The 17,240-nt window shown below is 56.1% G+C and carries 14 protein-coding genes; 2 read left to right on the forward strand and 12 right to left on the reverse strand.

What is annotated here, in order from left to right; genetic code table 11:
* Genes ACR0K9_RS19835 through ACR0K9_RS19850 form a run of 4 tightly spaced genes read right to left on the reverse strand, consistent with a single transcriptional unit; the run spans window position 1 to window position 4,532 of the window.
* Window positions 1-762: an SDR family NAD(P)-dependent oxidoreductase gene (locus ACR0K9_RS19835; protein WP_480825713.1), complete on the reverse strand. Its 762-nt coding sequence runs from the start codon at window positions 760-762 to the stop codon at window positions 1-3.
* Window positions 763-2,079: an NAD(P)/FAD-dependent oxidoreductase gene (locus ACR0K9_RS19840; RefSeq protein WP_480825715.1), complete on the reverse strand. Its 1,317-nt coding sequence runs from the start codon at window positions 2,077-2,079 to the stop codon at window positions 763-765. It abuts the gene before it with no gap.
* Window positions 2,080-2,088: 9 nt separating this feature from the next.
* The gene (locus ACR0K9_RS19845) at window positions 2,089-3,558 is read right to left on the reverse strand and encodes an aldehyde dehydrogenase (RefSeq protein WP_480825717.1); all 1,470 of its coding nucleotides are present in this window, start codon (window positions 3,556-3,558) and stop codon (window positions 2,089-2,091) included.
* An 11-nt stretch (window positions 3,559-3,569) separates the two neighbouring features.
* On the reverse strand, window positions 3,570-4,532 hold the full coding sequence (locus ACR0K9_RS19850; protein WP_480825719.1) for a dihydrodipicolinate synthase family protein: 963 nt from the start codon (window positions 4,530-4,532) through the stop codon (window positions 3,570-3,572).
* Between the two features lie 208 nt (window positions 4,533-4,740).
* Here ACR0K9_RS19850 and ACR0K9_RS19855 point away from each other — a divergent pair, with 208 nt between their 5' ends.
* Entirely contained in the window at window positions 4,741-5,640 is a 900-nt protein-coding gene (locus tag ACR0K9_RS19855; protein WP_480825721.1) for a LysR substrate-binding domain-containing protein, read from the forward strand.
* Between the two features lie 476 nt (window positions 5,641-6,116).
* On the opposite strand, the gene ACR0K9_RS19860 is transcribed toward ACR0K9_RS19855, so the two are convergent.
* Genes ACR0K9_RS19860 through ACR0K9_RS19895 form a run of 8 tightly spaced genes read right to left on the reverse strand, consistent with a single transcriptional unit; the run spans window position 6,117 to window position 16,205 of the window.
* Window positions 6,117-7,475 carry an aminotransferase gene (locus tag ACR0K9_RS19860; protein ID WP_480825723.1) on the reverse strand — a complete coding sequence of 453 codons (1,359 nt, stop codon included), beginning with the start codon at window positions 7,473-7,475 and terminating at the stop codon, window positions 6,117-6,119.
* Window positions 7,468-9,030, reverse strand: a complete 1,563-nt coding sequence (locus ACR0K9_RS19865) for a trimethylamine methyltransferase family protein (protein ID WP_480825725.1) — start codon at window positions 9,028-9,030, stop codon at window positions 7,468-7,470. The genes ACR0K9_RS19860 and ACR0K9_RS19865 overlap by 8 nt, the downstream gene beginning before the upstream one ends.
* Window positions 9,023-10,255, reverse strand: coding sequence for an aromatic ring-hydroxylating oxygenase subunit alpha (locus tag ACR0K9_RS19870; protein ID WP_480825727.1), 1,233 nt, complete (start codon window positions 10,253-10,255; stop codon window positions 9,023-9,025). The genes ACR0K9_RS19865 and ACR0K9_RS19870 overlap by 8 nt, the downstream gene beginning before the upstream one ends.
* Complete coding sequence (locus tag ACR0K9_RS19875; protein ID WP_480825729.1) at window positions 10,255-12,315, reverse strand: oxidoreductase; 2,061 nt, start codon at window positions 12,313-12,315, stop codon at window positions 10,255-10,257. Before ACR0K9_RS19875 ends, ACR0K9_RS19870 begins: the two co-directional genes overlap by 1 nt.
* Window positions 12,316-12,375: 60 nt before the next feature.
* Complete coding sequence (locus ACR0K9_RS19880) at window positions 12,376-13,437, reverse strand: ABC transporter substrate-binding protein (RefSeq protein ID WP_480825730.1); 1,062 nt, start codon at window positions 13,435-13,437, stop codon at window positions 12,376-12,378.
* Window positions 13,438-13,456: 19 nt separating this feature from the next.
* Window positions 13,457-14,554 carry an ABC transporter ATP-binding protein gene (locus ACR0K9_RS19885; RefSeq protein WP_480825733.1) on the reverse strand — a complete coding sequence of 366 codons (1,098 nt, stop codon included), beginning with the start codon at window positions 14,552-14,554 and terminating at the stop codon, window positions 13,457-13,459.
* On the reverse strand, window positions 14,551-15,339 hold the full coding sequence (locus ACR0K9_RS19890) for an ABC transporter permease (RefSeq protein ID WP_480825735.1): 789 nt from the start codon (window positions 15,337-15,339) through the stop codon (window positions 14,551-14,553). Before ACR0K9_RS19890 ends, ACR0K9_RS19885 begins: the two co-directional genes overlap by 4 nt.
* Entirely contained in the window at window positions 15,336-16,205 is an 870-nt protein-coding gene (locus ACR0K9_RS19895) for an ABC transporter permease (protein WP_480825737.1), read from the reverse strand. The genes ACR0K9_RS19890 and ACR0K9_RS19895 overlap by 4 nt, the downstream gene beginning before the upstream one ends.
* Before the next feature lie 88 nt (window positions 16,206-16,293).
* On the opposite strand from ACR0K9_RS19895, the gene ACR0K9_RS19900 reads away from it, so the two are divergent.
* Entirely contained in the window at window positions 16,294-16,968 is a 675-nt protein-coding gene (locus ACR0K9_RS19900; RefSeq protein WP_480825739.1) for a TetR family transcriptional regulator C-terminal domain-containing protein, read from the forward strand.
* The last annotated feature ends 272 nt before the right edge of the window (window positions 16,969-17,240 follow it).

The following is a 17,240-nucleotide window of genomic DNA, read 5'->3' on the forward strand; positions in this document are numbered from 1 at the left end:
TCATGCTGCTGTGAAACCTCCGTCAACAGGGAGCGCCGTGCCGGTGACATGCTGGCTGAGGTCGGACGCCAGAAAGGCGATGGCATTTGCGATTTCAACGGGTTTTGGCAGCCAGCCCTGCGGGATCGAGGCGCGGTTCGCCTCGCGCACTGCCTCTGCCCCCGTATCGCCGTGCCCCGAGACGAGCATCGGCGTGTCCACCGCGCCGGGATTGACCGAGTTTACCCGGATCTTGTCGCCAGCGTGGTCCAGCGCCATGGCGCGGGTGAGGTTCACGACCGCGCCCTTGCTGGCGCAATAGGCTGCAAGCCCGGCGCAGCCGACAAGGCCGACGGTGGAGCCAAGATTGATGATGCTGCCCCCACCTGCGCGCCGCATCGCGGGAATCGCGGCGCGGGACATGAAAAACGTACCCGAGACGTTCACTGACATCATCAGATCCCAATCCGCGTCCGAGGTTTCCTCGGCCGAGCCCCGGCAAATGGCGCCGGCGACATTGGCCAGAATGTTCACGCTGCCGAATCTGTCTTCGGTTTCAGCGACGGCGCGCACTGCAAAGGCCGGGTCCGCCACCTCGCCCATCACGCAGGCCGCCGAACCACCTTCGGACGTGATTTCGGCGCAGATCGCCCGGGCAGCGTCCTCCCGCCGCCCGGTCACCATCACCTTTGCACCAGCACGCGCCAGAACACGCGCTGTTTCCGCGCCAATCCCGGATGTCCCCCCGGTCACAAGGGCAGCTTTTCCGCTAAGATCCAACATCTACAGCTCCAGTCCGGCGTCGTATCGCCGTTTTGCAAAATTCAATCGGACGCCCCAGCCAAGAAATGGCTCCGGTGGCGTGCCGGACGGTCTCCCCGCTTTCAGCATGATCTCGACCAATGGTCCGCTTTGCCCGGCGACATGCTCGGCCAACAGCTTGCCAAACGCGGTGCCCCGCGCGATGCCCACACCATTAAGACAGAAAGCACCAAAGACGTCTTTTCCCAGCGTGCCAAACACCGGCTCTCCATTGCGTGACAGGCAGAGCGGTCCGCCCCAAGTGTAGTCGAATCCTAGATCCGACAGCATGGGAAACCGGTTGCGCAGCGATTGTTCATGACGTTTACGCGCCCATTGCCGGTCCGTCTCAGTCGGGTTCAGGCCGGGGCTGTAGCTGTAGATGTTGCGGATCAGGATCCGGTCACCCCTGATCCGGCGCACCGAAGTACCAAAGGGATCGGCGGGGATGATCCCCCACTCAGGCTCTCCGCGCAAGAGATCGGCCTCATCGCCGGTCAGGGGGCGGGTCAGGCTGCCCCAGGTGACGATCGGAAGCAGATGTTTGCGATATTGGCTGAATTGCCCTGCAAAGCCGTTGTTGGCCAGAACCAGCGTTTTTGCGGTGATTTCAGCCTCCGGGGTGATCAGACGATGCAGCTCACCACTGGCAAGCTCTGTCACCGGAGAGTCCTCGAACACCGAGACATTGGCCGGCATCGACCGCGCAAGGCCAAGAACAAGCGCCGCCGGTTGCAGCAGCATCGTCCCGGGTGTGTGCATGCCGGTTTTGTAAAACGTGGTGCCGGTCACACGCTGCATTTCGTCTGCGTCGAGCCAGCGATACCCGGCCTTCAGGAGGTCGAGATTGCCGGAATAGGCTTTCAGTTTGGCGGCCCCGCGGTCTGTTGCGGCGGCATGGATCTTGCCCGACTCATCCCAGTCACAGTCGATGTCATGCGCCTGAATGCAATCGCGCAGATAGTCCTGTCCGGCCCGGTTGATCGCGGTCTGGTCGCGCTCGGCCTGCAGGTTGCCCGCAAAATCCTTGGCGCGGATATTGTGCGCCTGATCGATGGCAAAGCCTGAACTGCGCCCGGCCGCGTTGTTGCCGATGCGGCCCGCTTCCAGCAGGACGACACGTGCATCGGGGTGTAGTTCGGCCAACCTGCGGGCACAGGCCAGCCCGGTGAAACCTGCGCCGATCACTGCGTAGTCAGCCCTGATTTCACCTGTTGCGCGAACGGCCGGTGGCAGGGGCGGCAGGATTTCCAGCCACCCGTTGTTGTTGTCCGCGTCTGGAAGAATGCCGATCTTCATGGACCCGTCTCAGCTCAGATCCATCCAGACGGTCTTCAGCTCACAATACTGATCATGTGCGGCCAGCGATTTGTCCCGCCCGCTGAAACCTGACAGCTTATAACCGCCAAACGGCGTTCCATGGTCGCCTTCGCCGTAGCAGTTGACCGAGACGGTGCCCGCACGCACCCGCCGCGCCGCAGTGTGGGCGGTCTTGTTGGAACTGGTAAAGACCGAAGCCGCCAACCCGTATTCCGTATCGTTGGCGATTGCGATGGCCTCTTCAGGTGAAGCATAGCTCATCACCGCGAGCACAGGTCCAAACACCTCCTCCCTGGCCAGCGCCATGTCGGGCGTGACCCCTTCGAAAATTGTCGGCTGAACATAATAGCCGCCGGTCTCGGCCAACACCCGGCTACCGCCGTAAACCAGCCGCGCGCCTTCCCGCTTTGCCTGTTCGATATGGCCCAGAACCTTGTCCATATGGCTTTCTTCGATCAGCGGGCCGATGCGACAGGCGGTGGTCAACGGGTCGGCAACAACCCAGTCCTGTGCGCGTTCGACGATCAGCTCAAGCAACGCGTCCTTCTGGCTCTCATGCACCAGAACGCGGCTGTTGGAAGAACAGTTTTCACCCATGTTCCAGAAGATCGAATTTACCGCATGATCCGCCACAACGTCGAGATCCTCGACATCCGGCATGACGATCATCGGGTTCTTGCCGCCACACTCCAGGAGGACCCGCTTGAGGTTGGAATCCGCCGCATAATGCAGGAACAGACGCCCGGTTTCGGTTGAGCCGGTAAACCCGATGCAGTCGACGCCCATATGCTCGCCCAGGGCCTTGCCCACGACCTCGCCAAAGCCGGGCACCACGTTGATGACACCATCAGGAACGCCTGCCTCGGTGGCCAATTCTGCCAGACGGATGGTCGACATCGAGGTTTGTTCGGCAGGTTTCAGCACCATGGTATTGCCTTCGGCCAGAGCGGGCCCGAGCTTCCATGCTGCCATCATGATCGGGAAATTCCACGGCAACACGGCGGCGACGACGCCGATCGGCTCGCGCACCACCATGGACAGGAAAGCAGGATCAGACCGCGTGACCTGATCATTGATCTTGTCCACCGCCTCGGCGTGCCATCGGATTGTGGCGACGGTTTCGGGCAGATCGACCCCAAGCGCGTCACTGATCGGTTTGCCCGCCTCCAGCGCCTCCAACTCGGCCAGTTCCTCGGCATTGGTCTCGATGACCGTGGCAAACCGTTGCAGGATGGCCTTGCGTTCCGCAGGCGACATTTGCGGCCACGGACCGTGGTCAAAAGCTGCCCGCGCAGCCGCGACCGCCCTATCCACATCGGCCGCCGTGCACTCCGCAATTTGCGCCAGGGGCTGGCCCGTCGCCGGGTTGATCGTGTCAAAGGTCTTGCCGCTTTCAGAGGCCACAGAGCGTCCACCAATCACGGCCATCGTCGGGTATTTGCGTGTTTGTTCAACCATCTCAGAGGTCCTCAGCAATTCCGTTGAGACTGGATCAGCCAGTCGCGTTCTTCCTGCCAGTCACGCCAGACCAGCCGGTCCGCCCTGGTCCGGTTCACCGGCAGCTTGCTCAGCGCCAGCTTGATGTCGTGACGCGCGGCACTGGGCACCGGAGGCAAGGGTTTGCGCGCACCGCCCATGTCGCGCCCCGACAAGCGGGCAGCGGCCTTGACGCCGGTCAGGTAATCCACCTCATGCGGATTGCCCCAAAGCCAGAAACAGATGGCTTTCATCACGTGCCACAGGCTCATCGCCTCGTTCAGCTTGCCCGTTGCGATCAGGTCATAAAGCCGCGCACATTCATGCGGCATGAAATTCGCAGCACCCCAGATCATGCCCTTGCACCCCGCCATAAGGCTGTAGGGCGCATAGGGATCAGCACCATTGAGGACATTGCCGCCGATCCCGATCAGTTTCTGCAACCCAAGCAGGTCGCCGGAGCTGTCTTTGACATAGTCCAGGTTTTCGACGGCAAGCAACTTGCGATACAAATCTTCGGTCAGAGGGGCGGCCTGATCGGGCACGTTGTACATGACAATCGGAATGCTGACCGACCTGGCAATCGCGGTGTAGTGATACATCACGCCCCGCTCATTCGGCGCTTCGAGAAAGGGCGGCAGGATCATAAGGGCCGTGGCACCGGCATCTTCGGCGAAGCGGGCATTGTCGATACATTCCGCGGTGCTGAGCGCCGTGGTCTGGGCAATCGTTGGCACGCGGCCATCGACGTGCCTGCAGCCCTCTGCGATCAGGTCGCGTTTTTCTTGCGCTGAAAGATAGGCGTATTCGCCAGTGCCCGATCCCAGCACCAGCCCGTGCAGCCCCGCTTCGATCATATCGTCGATATGCGTGCGATACCGCCCCATGTCGATGGTTTTGCCATGTTCGTCCATGGGCGTGCACATGGCCGCAAAAATACCGGTCAGTTTCTGCATCAAGTCATGCTTTCCGTTGATTTGACGTCGTCTGAGCATTCACCCTACGAGAGGAAAACGATTTCCCTAAACGAAATTCTGTCCCTTCTTGAAAACCTGAGGTTATTGTAGATCTACTGCCAGACTTGCTCACTGTGGGTCAGCGGAAAGGGATCAATGATCTGTCAGGGTTCTGTAAATGCAAAGTTTCTTGAGAAAATTACCCCCCATGTCAGCCCTGCGCCCATTCGAGGCTGCGGCACGGCATGAGAACTTTTCTGCGGCCGCAGAAGAACTGTTCGTAACTCAAGCCGCCATTTCAAAACAGATTCGCCTGCTCGAAGATCACCTCGGCGTGTCGCTGTTCACGAGACGCGGCAAGAACCTTGAACTCACGGCAGCCGGCCGGGATCTCCACCATGCTGTGGCACAGGGCCTGAACCAGATCGCCGGAGGCAGCGACCGCTTGCGCCGCGAAAGCCGCAGCAACCGCGTGACGATTGCGATGCGTCTACCGTTCGCCAATCAGTTCATGGTGCCGCGGCTCGGCAGGTTGCTGAGCGATTTCCCCGAGGTGGATTTCAACTTCCAGACAACCGAAGGCAATCCGACCAGCCTGCTGGAATATGTTGATTTTGCTGTCGTGCTCGGCCACGAACCGCAACCCAATATTCTGGCTGACCTGCTGATCGTCGAGGAAATCGCCCCGGTATGCAGCCCCGAATTCCTCGCCCGTCATCCCGAACTGAAGACAGCCCAGGACATTCCCAACCTCGACCTGTTGCATCTCGATGCCGGTCACTGGCGCGATCTGCCCTGGTCGCAAACCGACTGGCCGGTTGTGCTGAACCAGTTCGGCGTATCAGTCGAAAGGGAATTGAGAGGGCCGAGTTTCAACAATTTCGAAATGCTGATCAGCGCCGCCACATCAGGCCTCGGGCTTGCGATCGGCTGGGAGCATCTTGTCCAACATCTGATCGCCCAGGGCGACCTAATCTACCCGATTAAGGACAAATTCAAGATCGGGCGGCAGCACCACCTTCTCAGCCGCGAAGCCCAGGCTCAAAGGCCAATGTTTCAGGCATTAAGGTCTTGGCTTCTGGAGGAAACGAGGTCTTTCAGGACATGATGCGAAAATCACTGGTTCTGCAGAAAATGCGGCCAGACCTCGACTGCCGCCAACCATGGTTTGCTTGATCGATTTCGAGGGAGGTTTCATATCAAACCAAAAGTCCCTTTTCATCCGGAAATGGTGGAATCTCGTGTCGAGAAGCGCAAGTAGCGGCCATTGGTGCAAGCGCAGCGAATTCGATCTTTGTCCCGCAACTCGGACCTTCGCCAATTTTTTGACGAAGGTCCGCTAGCGATAAATGCAACCCTTGATGGTTGATGTTCTGCTTTTATAGCACGAAAGTCAGCTTATGGAATGCATCGGACCTTCATCAGAAAATGTTCTAGGTCCGAGTTGCGGGACAAAGCTGCCATTGATCGCTGAAAGGTCACCGACAACTCCCGGCACATTGCGGACATTTAGGACGGAATTCAAATGCTGCAGTGGCATACCGGTCTGCGGACATCCGCAACAGTGGTGCAAGCTCTTCATTGTTAACTGATTCCGCCAAGCCACGTTCGTGTCGCTTCAAGCCCCTTGCGCAAGATAGAAAACACCTGCTCAATTTCACTTTCGCTGATGATAAGGGGCGGTGAAAGAACACACATGTTGATAATAGGTCGAACTAATAACCCACGTTTTTGGCATTCTATATCGATCTGGCCGCCAATCTCGTAGTCGCATCCCAGATCGCTCCGGGGATCACCATCGACTGAGCATTGTACGCATCCCATCAACCCAATCCCGCGCACATCGGCAACGATGTCAATCTGTCGCAAATGCTGCAGCTGATCCTGAAAAACCGGAGCGACCTTTTGAACGTGTTCGAGAAGTTTTTCCCGCTCAATGATCTCAATGCCCTTCAAACCCGCAGCCGCGCTAACTGGATGACCAGAATAGGTGTAACCATTTGAGAAGGTGGCATCTTTTCTCGCAACGTCGGCGATCAATCGGTCAGAGATAATCGCAGCACCCATCGGCGCGTACCCAGATGTCATTCCTTTAGCACAAGTTATTATGTCCGGCTGAATGCCGAAAACAGCCTCTGACGAAAACCAATGGCCCAATCGCCCAAAAGCTGTCACCACTTCGTCGGAGATGTATAGAACATCATACTTCTTGCAGATGTTTAGGCAGCCTTGGTGATATCCCTTTGGCGGCACGATCACGCCACCAGATGCCAGAACCGGTTCGGCGATAAAAGCGGCAACATTTTCTGGGCCAAGCGCCAAAATGGCGTTTTCAAGATCGGAAACTTTCTCCTTCAGAAAGCTCTCTTCGCTTTGACCAGGTGAACGGTAGAGCGGATTCACGTCTGGCAGGAAATGTGCGAGGTCATCGGCTTTGTCGAGCCAAAGCCGGTCACGCTCTTTTCCACTGACGCTGGCCGCCAAGTAGGTGCTTCCATGATAGGCTTTTTGCCTTGAAATGATTTTCTTTTTCTCCGGTCGACCTAAAAGGTTGTTTCTAAAATGGACAAATCGGATAGCCGTATCCACCGCGGTGGAGCCGCCCGTGGTAAAGAAGACATTGTTCAAATCGCCAGGCGCTCGTTTGGCTATTTCGCGCGCGAACCGCGCAGCAGTCGAGTTGGTGTTGTTGAAAGGCGAGAAATAGGCAAGACTCCTAGCTTGCTCAGCCATGGCCTCGGCCATCTCTTCGCGCCCATAGCCGATCTGGGTGCACCACATGCCTCCCGGTCCGTCGATCAAGCGTTCACCCTTTTCGTTCACGACATGGATGCCGCTGGCACTTTCGACAAAAGTACGGCTATTTTTGCCTAAAGCTTCCATCCCTTCCCACGGGTGCAGGAAGTGATCGTTGTCCCATTGTTTGGCATTAGAGTTATCCATGATGGGTCATGCTTTCCGCGCTCATTACGATGGGGAATTCTTCACGCACCTGGGTGTCCAAAGCGCCAAAATAGTTGGGGAAATGACTGTTTAGAATAGAGTTGGCTTTGTCACGGGCGCGGTCCAGCAAATCTGTTTTGCCTTCGTTTTCCCATGTGTCTGTACGCTCACGATCCATAAGTCGCGGATAGACGAATTCGCTGTTCATATAGTTCAGCGTGTGCGGGTTGCCGAGGAAATGGCCGGGGTCGATGGCGCACTCGTGGATCACATCCACAGCCATGGTTTCATCCGTGACCTCTATCCCGCGCAACGACCGCAGGATCATTCCACCCGCTTCGTCATCGATGACCATACTTTCAAAACTACATCCCATGAGGCTGCCGATCATACCGCCAAACTCGCAAAGGCGATTGGCACCGGCATGAGCAGCAAGCGTGAAGGTCAGCGCCTTTTCTAACCCGTATTGCGCGTCGGGTATTTTGGCATCGGTCATGCCTGCGCCAACGGATGTGGGCAGGCCATAGAAGTTGCCCATTTGAATGGCAGCCGCGCCGATCAGGGCTTGTTCGCCGCTGCCACCGGTGAACGAGCCGCTGCGCAAATCAGTGATGAAAGGCCAGGCGGCAAAGCAAACCGGACAGCCTGGAGTGATGAGGTTTACGATGGCAACGCAGGCCAGCGTTTCGGCCACGGTTTGTACCAACGTTCCCGCAAGGGTCGCGGGGGCTGTGGCCCCGGCTTGCGGAGGCACAGCCAGATCGACGGTCAGGCCAAGTTTGGCGGTATCAATCAGGATCTCCATGTTTTCCTTGCCGATCCGCAGCGGCGAAACCATTGGACAGCCGCCAAAAATGACGCTTGGCTTTTTCATGAAAGCCCCTTCGCCACCCTGAGCCAAATCAAACATGCGGATGGCATGCGGGATATGGCTGCGGTCGCGAAAGGTCAGACAGGCAGGCTTTTGGCTGCCTGCGAGCATTGCATATATGGTGTTCATATCGTGAGCGAAATCATCGGTCACATCGGTAGCCAAAACTGTGTCGCCCAGCATATGGATGTTGTCCAAGCGGTCCACTAGTCGGGTGAAATCATAAACGTCGCGCAGTACCGATGGACGATAGGACTTGGTCTCGGAATCGAAGGTTGTGACGGCGGTGCCAGAGTTGGCGAAATAGACACTCTCGGCCGAGCAATGCATGTCGTCTTTGCCTTCACGCTCACCGCGGGCATAGACATAAAACTCTCTGGCGGCAGCCGCCAAGATGTCTTCCATAAGGGCGCGGGGGAAGCACAGCCGATTGAAGTCATTCATTACCGCGCCTTTGGGAAGCACCAGATCAAGCAATTCCGGAAAATGGTCGGTAACGCCGGTGTTTTCCAGAATGTTTAAGGCCGCTTGGTGGATGTTCTCCATATCTGTTTGGGTCAGCGGTTTATAGCGCCCGCCACTAAGGCCCCCACGTACGGCCTCATTGCCCGTGGTCGCCTGTTGAACCTTTATGCGCGCGGCGCGTCCACCGCCACCGCGACGGCGTGATTTCGTCTCAGCCATTGCCCGCCATCCTTTGTTCTGGTTCCGGGCTGATCATGGTGAAATAGAAATCGTAAAAGTCCTGGATCGACGATTCCATTTCGCCCAAGGGGCCCGGTTGGAAGTATTGAGAATTTACTCCGGACTGGTTGTGGCGAATGATGCGTTCGTCATCCAAAGATGTGACATGCCAAAGCCAGGTCAGGTTTTCTTTGTTGTAGTCTTGGCCTTCTTCGGCGTCAGCGCGAACCAGCCAGACCACCTGAATGTCGGTTTCCTGTAAGCCTCGTGGAATGAAGCGGTAGCCGACCATGTGATCCGAATAAATAAGGAACCAATTCAATGGACCAATATCAAAGTCAGTCGCGCCACCGTCGAAGTCCTTCAACGTTCCAAGCAATGGCGCAAGCGCTTCGCCCGATTTGCTGCCGGTTTTGTAGCCCGGATAAAGTGGATAGCGCCGATAATACGCGCTGGTAAATGGGGTTGGCGCAGCGTCGCCGACAAGTGCCAATTCATCAGGTGACAGGCCAACTTCCGCAGCCCTTGCCTTTAACGGTTCGACCAAGCCAGCCATGTCTTGAGGCGATTTCAGGCTATGAGAACGAGAATATTCTTTGTGCGCTGGTCCGCAGTGATAGCATTCAAGATAGTTCTCCACCGCCAGTTTCCAATTCGCGGGAACGGGAAATGACGCCGTATGCGCCACTTTCAGATTGTCAAAGCCATAGGGTTCGACGAGTGGCGAAAGCTCACTAAGGACAGGATCAAGCGAAGGCGTATTTGCATCGGCACAGACAAAAATCAGGCCTTTGAAGACACTCACCTGAACGGGATAGAGCCCGAATTTGGATGGGTCAAAGTGTTCCCCCATGTTGTGGCCCGCACGAAGTTTACCCGATAGCTCATATGTCCAGGCGTGATAGGGGCAAACAAGGACTCGGGCGTTGCCGGACTGTTCGGTGCAAACGCGAGAACCCCGATGGCGACAGACGTTCAAATGAGCGCGAACTTCGCCTTCGCGGTCGCGAACAATAATGATGCTCTCCGGGCCATAGTCGAACAGGAAGTAGTCACCGGGGTTTGGGATTTGGCTGACATGCCCTGCCCAAAGCCAGTTGCGGTTCCAGACTTGGGCAATGTCATAGTTATAGATGTCTTGCGAAGTATAGAAACCGCGCGGTAAGGCCTGGCCGTACTGGTGCGAGGCTATCAACGCATCCAACTCAAACGGTCGGCTGTTCATCACGTTTCCTCCAAATCGATTATCTCGCGGCGAAACCAGTCCTGGTCTGCTTCTGCCTTGGGGCGTTCAAAATCCCGGGCCGCGCGGTGGCCCGCGAAGACTGCGTCGACGATCAGCCCTGGAGAAGCGGCATCGCCAATAAGTTCGACGGTTTTCAACCTGAGCCCGCGCAAGCTGTCATAAAGCGTCGTCTCACGCTGACGTTCAGTGACCAGAATTGTCGAGGCACATGGAATATCCATTTCGCGACCTGTGAAGGTACACCCAATGCGCGCCATGTCACCTTCAGCAGCGGCCAATACCTGATTGCAGCGAATATCGATACCAAGCTCCATCAGACGGGCCTGAATGCGAGGCTGCTCCAAAGTATTGACGGAGTAAGCTGAGACCAAACTCTCCGGCGTGACAAAGACCACCTGGTATCCTGCAGTCGCCAGTTTTTCGGCGATCACTCCTGCCAGATAGATATGATCGTCATCATAGATCATGACCGGGCCATCCGGCGGTAAAACACCATTCAAGATGTCATCAGGCGTCAGCACATTGGCGCTTTGCTCGATCTGTGGCACATGGCGCTGGGTATTACGGCCCATGCCGTCGGTTCGCCAAAGGCTGCCGGTGGCCACAAAGACGTGTTTGACGCCCAGCTCTGCCACTTGATCGCCATCAAGCCTGCTGTCAGTGAACAGCTGAACGTTGCCGCGTTGTTTTAAATCATGCAGACGATAGTCGACGACGCGGGACCAAGCTGCGAGGCCGGGAAGTTTGCTTTCCTTCGTAACCCGCCCGCCCAATTCGGCTGACGCCTCGGCCAAGGTCACCTGATATCCTCGCCTTGCCAACTGCATGGCGCATTCAAGACCGGCAGGGCCACCGCCAACAACCAAAGTGTCCGCGTCGCTCTTTCTCGGCGCGATGATCTCGGGGTGCCAACCGCGTCGCCATTCCTCACCCATGGTAGGGTTTTGAGTGCAGCGGATCGGGATGCCCAGATTGTCGGATGAGACGCAGATATTGCAGCCGATACATTCGCGGATTTCGTCAATGCGACCCTTCTCAATCTTTTTCGGAATGAACGGGTCCGCGATGGAAGGTCGCGCGGCTCCGATAAGGTCGACAATTCCCTTTTGGACCATCGATAGCATCATGTCAGGCGACGTCAGGCGACCGACACCAACCACAGGTTTGCGGGTGATCTGCTTAACGTGGGACAGAAACGCGTTCTGATATCCGTCCTCTGGCTGAAAACGAGTCGTGGCACTGTCATTGGACCAGTCAGCCACATTCACATCCCATAGGTCAGGAAGATCGGCCAAAAGCTCGACAACGGCGCGGCCTTCTTCTGCTGCCTGCATGCCCCCGGTACCCATCATCTCATCAATAGCAAATCGGAACGCCACCGCACAGCTGTCGCCCACAGCTTCGTGAGTGTCTTCCAGAAGCTCCCGGGTCAGACGCACGCGATTCTCGAGCGACCCACCATATTCATCGCTACGCTGGTTCATATGCGGCAGCATGAAATGTTGCGCCAATGTCATGTTGTGCCCGGCATACACATAAATGATGTCAAATCCGGCATCTTTCGCGCGCAAGGCGGCCTCGCGGTGCCAACGGCGGAATTCCCGAATGTCTGCCTTATCCATAGCCTGCGCCTGCTTGGGGTGCGTCGTGTCGACGGACATCTCGGAAGGCGCAAGAACCGGAGCGCGGGTCAGCAGGTTTTGCGCATGATTGCCGTTGTGTACCAGTTGGATGGCCGCCAGCGCGCCATGCGCATGTACTGCGTCCGTCATCAACCGCAACGCGGGCACATCGCGCCCATCCCACAGCCGCCCTTCGGCGTAGGGAGAAAGGTCAGAGGTCGGGTGAATCTCGGTCTCCTGATTGGAAACCACCGCCCACCCGCCTTCGGCCTTCATTCCACGAACGGCAGCGTCCGCCCTGGGTCGGAGGTGCCCCAGCCCGGTGCAATGAGGCACCTGATAGAAGCGGTTTCTGGCAGTGACTGGCCCGATCTGAACCGGTTCCAAGAGCATAGCATATGGGTTCGCGTCTGACATGTTCACGCGTTTTCCTGTGTTTGTGTTCCGGGGTTGGTTGGCCCCGGAGATATTGTTGAATCAGAAGCCGGCTTTGATCCGTTCAAACTCCGCCAGCATTTTTGCCTCAAGCTCGGGATTCACCGCATCAAAGAACAAACTGCCCTCGAAGAAGCTTTTTGGATCGGAGAAACCATAAGCTTCGATGTTGGCCTGATCGGCAACTTCGAACGCTTTTGCGTTGGAATGTGGGTAGCCCCAATTGTCGATGATGTACTGGCCGCTGGCAGGATCGGAGAGCGCGTTCAACAGATCGTAGACCTGATCGACAGGTGTCGTCGAAGATTTCAGATGCACGTAGCCACACGCCCAGGTCGCGATACCTTTGTCGACGTCACGCATCATGGCGGCAGGCACTTCGTTCCAGATCAGGTTCAGTTCGGACTGGTTCCAGGCCCAGCCCAGTTCGATCTCACCACTGGTCATGGCCTGATCGAACTGACCCGCATCTGACCAGTAAAAGCGCATGTTCGAGTGGATCGAGCGCAGGAAATCAGATGCTTCCTTGAACTGTTCGTCACTCAGATTCGTGTAGTTGTCGGCATTTCCAGTAGCCAACGCTGCCAAGGCATATGCAGACGATGCGGCATCCGGGATGGCGATCTTGCCCGCATAGGCCGGATCAGCCAGCAGTTGCAGCGAGATGTCATCCCCCGAGATCTTGTCGGTGCGGTAGATAAGGCCCGTGTTCCCCCATTCGAACGGCAACATGTAAAGCTGGCCGTCCAGAACGATGGCGTCCACTTCCTTGATCTCGGGCAGCACATCCGCCCAATTGGTCAGCTTGCTTTCGTCCAGTGGCTGAATCAGATCGGCAGCGACCCATTTCCTGACCGCGTCGGAACAAGGATGCGCCAGATCAGCCGTGAAACCCGAACTCAGTTTCGTAAAGGCTTCTTCCTGGCTACCGAAATAGGAATAGCTCGGTGCTTCATTCCCGTATTTTTCCATGTAGCTGGCAAAGAAGCCCGGGTCTTCATATCCCGACCAGTCAAATACCGTCAGATCAGCTCCACCGGCGCTGGCGCCTCCTGTACTTATTGCCGTCGCACATGCGAAGGCCGCAATTCCCTGAAGTTTCAATTTCTTTCCTCCCATTGTCTTATTCTGTGTCAGTGCCAAGATCGATCACGCTGGCGCTTTGGACTCCCAGCCAAACTGCGTCGCCGCGATTGAAATCAACCGTGTGAAAGTAGTTCGGAACCGAGACCGAGATCGGCTTGTCGGTTTCCGCAACCTGAATGTGGTAGTGAATGTTCTCGCCATAGAAGGCGACGTTGCTGACTTTGCCCTGAACAGTTGATGGATAGTCTTCGGGTTTTTCAGCGGTGATTTCCAATTGTTCGGGTCGAATGCCGATGTTCATATCTCGCGCGCTGGTTGCAACGTTGGGGTTTTTTTCAATCTCCATTTGGCCAAAGGCCTTCGCGTCGATTGAAAGCGTATCGCCATTTTCCTCAAGCAACTGGGCAGGCAAAATGTTCATCTCACCGATGAAACTGGCAACCTGCTGATCGCAGGGCCGGGCGTAAAGCGTTGTTGGCGTATCCACCTGCTTTAGCCGCCCATTGAACATCACGCCAATGCGGTCAGACATTGTCATCGCCTCGTATTGGTCGTGTGTGACCATCACAAAGGTGATACCCAGCGATTGCTGCAGATTACGCATCTCAAATTGCATCTGCTCGCGCAGCTTCTTGTCCAAGGCCGACAAGGGCTCATCCAGCAACAATACTTTGGGTCGCATGATCAGCCCGCGGGCGAGCGCAACCCTTTGCCGTTGCCCGCCTGACAACTCACTTGCGCCGCGATCCTCAAGACCGCCCAGCTCGACCATTTCCAAGGCTTCGGCCACGCGCTGGTCGATCTCGGCCTTGGGAGCCTTGCCGCGTAATCCATAGGCCACGTTGTTCCCGACATTCAGGTGCGGGAAGATAGCATAGCTCTGAAATACCATGTTGGTCGGCCGGTTGTTGGCAGGCACACCATCCATATCCTGACCGTCGATCAGCACAGTGCCTTTGGTCGGCTCTTGGAAACCAGCGATCATCCGCAATACCGTTGTTTTGCCGCATCCCGAAGGGCCGAGGAGTGAGAAAAACTCGCCTTCCTTGAGGTCGAGATTGATCCCGCTAGCCGCAAGAAAGGTGCCATAGCGTTTCTCGACGCCCCTGAGTTCTATGATGTTTCTGTCTGTCATTGGACCCCTGATGCGGATGAGCGACGCCGGAAATACTCGGCCAGCACCAAGAGCAGGACCGATGTAAGCAGCAGGATAGAGCCTAAGGCCAAAACGTTTGGAAGCTTGGCGGGGAAACGAATCTGGCTCCAGATGTAGACTGGCAAGGTTGGTTGGTTGCCGGACAGGAAAAAGGCGAGGACGAACTCGTCGAAGCTGACAGTGAAAGTGACCAGCAAGCTTGCTACGATACCCGGGGAAACAACCGGAAGCGTCACGCGGCGGAAGGTGTCGCACACGCCGACACCCAGATCGTATGATGCTTCCTCCAGCGACGCATCGAAGTCATCAAACGCAGACTTCAGGATCGAGACGGAAAACGGCAGCGCAAGAAATGTATGGCCCAGGACTACGGTCAACAAAGATGGCTTGAGTCCGATAAACAAAAACAGAACCAGCATTGAAGAAGCGACGATAATGCCCGGTATAACCAAAGGCAGCATCACCAGACCTTCGGAAGCACGCTGACCTCGAAAACGGTACCGAACAAAGGCGCGGGCGGCGAACAATCCCATAGCGGTAGAAAGAAGTGCCACGACGGTGCCAACGCCAAGCGAATTCCAAAGGGCCTGGATCAAGGTATCCTGTTCGCCCAGCTTCCGATACCAGTCCAGCGTCCAGCCCTTGATCGGAAAGGCAACGATTGTGCCGCTGTTGAATGAAAACAAGGGCAGAAAAAGGACCGGCAGGTAAAGAAAAACCAAATACAGAAAAGCGTAGGCTGTCAGGGTCGAAGGGCGTCTCATCTTATCCGCCTCCCTAGCCGGGTGGCGGTAATTACAAACACTATAGCGACAAAGCCAACCGATAGCATCGCGATCAGTGAAAGGGTGGCGCCGAGTGGCCAGTTGTTGGCGGCCCCGAACTGCACCTGAATAAGGTTGGCGATCATCTTTCCGTCCGACCCGCCAACCAGTGCCGGGGTCACATAGTCACCTACCGTGGGAATAAATATGATCAGACAAGCAGCAATGATCCCCGGGATGGTTAGTGGCAGCGTCACCCGCATGAAGCGTTGAAAAGGGCTGTTACCGAGGTCGGTGGCAGCTTCTAGTAAGCTCGGATCGATCTTCTGCAATGAGACATAGATCGGCAGGATCGCAAATGGCGCCCAGGCATGGGCAAGCGTCAGCACGACTGCAAATTCATTGTAGAGAAGGAAGTCGAGCGGTTCGTCGATCAGACCAAGCATCAGCAGTGCAGAATTCATTACTCCGTTGAACCCCAGGATGAGTTTCCACGCAAATACACGCAGGAGGTAGCTAGACCAGAATGGAATGGTGATGAGCAGAAGCCAGATGGTCTTTTTACGGGCCTTCATCGCGATGAAATAAGCGATGGGATATGCCAGTGCGACGGTAGCTGCTGTGACTGCTCCGGCAATCCAGATCGACCTTAGCATCAAGTGTCTAACCAAAGGATCAGCAAACGCGTCGCTATAGTTTTTTAGTGTCGGCGTCTTGTCGAGCGTTACGTAGGTTTGCGTCCAGAACGAATAGGCGATCAGGATCAACAACGGAGCCGCCACCAGAAAGCCCACATAAGCCGTGGCTGGTGCGCTGAGGGTATAGCCCCGGGATGCTTCGCTACGAAAGATTACCCAAACTCCCATCCGGATTTTCACGAGTCACTAATGGACGATCGTCCATTTTATGTTGCGCCAGAACGGTCTTTCGTGTCAATCTTCCTGTGAGAAAGACTTGAGTGATGCCATCAAGAGAATGGAATTATTGAATAAAGTGGAAAGCTTAAAAAGAAGAAAGCGTGGTTCGAAGCGTGATCCGGAGGCCAATAAGCAGCTTCTGATCAAAGCGACCCTAGACACTATCGCGGATATTGGAGTTACCGACACAACGGTCAGCCGCATTTGCGAGCGTTCGGGTTTATCACGCGGGATGATCCATTTGCATTTCGGGGGGAAGGACAATTTGCTGACCGCAGCGGCCCAGCATTTCAGTGCCCAATATTATTCCGAGATGGACAAAATGACCGATCTGGGCTCGGATGCATCGCCCGAAGACCGGGTGATGGCTGTGATCGAGGCGGATCTGTCCGAAGCACTGCTCAACCCAAGAAGTACAAAAATCTGGCATGCATTTCGCGGCATCGCGAGCTCACACCCAGGCATTGCCCGCTACAGCAGCACTCAGGATCAAAAACTTGTCGAGACCTTGCGGCTTGCGTTTAAGGAGATAGTTCAAAAAAACGAGCGTGACCCAAACTTGGTGGACGATGCCACCGCCGGAACGCTGGCTTTGCTGGAAGGTATGTGGGTCAATTACCTAACAGATATGCAGGGTTTTTCACGACGACGCTCTGTTGATCTTATCAGACGTTTCTTGTGCGGACTTTTTCCCGGAAAATTCAAATTGTGAGATTTCGGGACGCTCAGATTTGAGACAGAAAAACAGCATGTTCTTGGAAAGCCGACTGCTGGTATTGGCGAATTCCCTGGCGTCTAAATGCAACACCCCCGTGCATTGGACGAAATCCAACGCCCGCCTTCCCCCGAAGAAAGGTTTCCATTGCACGTGCAGCGAATGGCCGCTTCCCGCTGATTCTGTGGAAAAACAACGTGTTGCTGACGCAGAAAGTGACCATCTGAACTGAAGGCGAGCGCCTTTCTTATCAGGCTTTTCGCGTTTGC

The sequence above is a fragment of the Ruegeria sp. L12 genome, assembly GCF_056531745.1.

Excerpts from the sequence above, each read along its gene's own strand:
- ACR0K9_RS19835 (WP_480825713.1), bottom strand. The coding sequence starts at position 762 with ATGTTGGATCTTAGCGGAAAAGCTGCCCTTGTGACCGGGGGGACATCC.
- ACR0K9_RS19840 (WP_480825715.1), bottom strand. The coding sequence starts at position 2,079 with ATGAAGATCGGCATTCTTCCAGACGCGGACAACAACAACGGGTGGCTG.
- ACR0K9_RS19845 (WP_480825717.1), bottom strand. The coding sequence starts at position 3,558 with ATGGTTGAACAAACACGCAAATACCCGACGATGGCCGTGATTGGTGGA.
- ACR0K9_RS19850 (WP_480825719.1), bottom strand. The coding sequence starts at position 4,532 with ATGCAGAAACTGACCGGTATTTTTGCGGCCATGTGCACGCCCATGGAC.
- ACR0K9_RS19855 (WP_480825721.1), top strand. The coding sequence starts at position 4,741 with ATGTCAGCCCTGCGCCCATTCGAGGCTGCGGCACGGCATGAGAACTTT.
- ACR0K9_RS19860 (WP_480825723.1), bottom strand. The coding sequence starts at position 7,475 with ATGGATAACTCTAATGCCAAACAATGGGACAACGATCACTTCCTGCAC.
- ACR0K9_RS19865 (WP_480825725.1), bottom strand. The coding sequence starts at position 9,030 with ATGGCTGAGACGAAATCACGCCGTCGCGGTGGCGGTGGACGCGCCGCG.
- ACR0K9_RS19870 (WP_480825727.1), bottom strand. The coding sequence starts at position 10,255 with ATGAACAGCCGACCGTTTGAGTTGGATGCGTTGATAGCCTCGCACCAG.
- ACR0K9_RS19875 (WP_480825729.1), bottom strand. The coding sequence starts at position 12,315 with ATGTCAGACGCGAACCCATATGCTATGCTCTTGGAACCGGTTCAGATC.
- ACR0K9_RS19885 (WP_480825733.1), bottom strand. The coding sequence starts at position 14,554 with ATGACAGACAGAAACATCATAGAACTCAGGGGCGTCGAGAAACGCTAT.
- ACR0K9_RS19890 (WP_480825735.1), bottom strand. The coding sequence starts at position 15,339 with ATGAGACGCCCTTCGACCCTGACAGCCTACGCTTTTCTGTATTTGGTT.
- ACR0K9_RS19895 (WP_480825737.1), bottom strand. The coding sequence starts at position 16,205 with ATGGGAGTTTGGGTAATCTTTCGTAGCGAAGCATCCCGGGGCTATACC.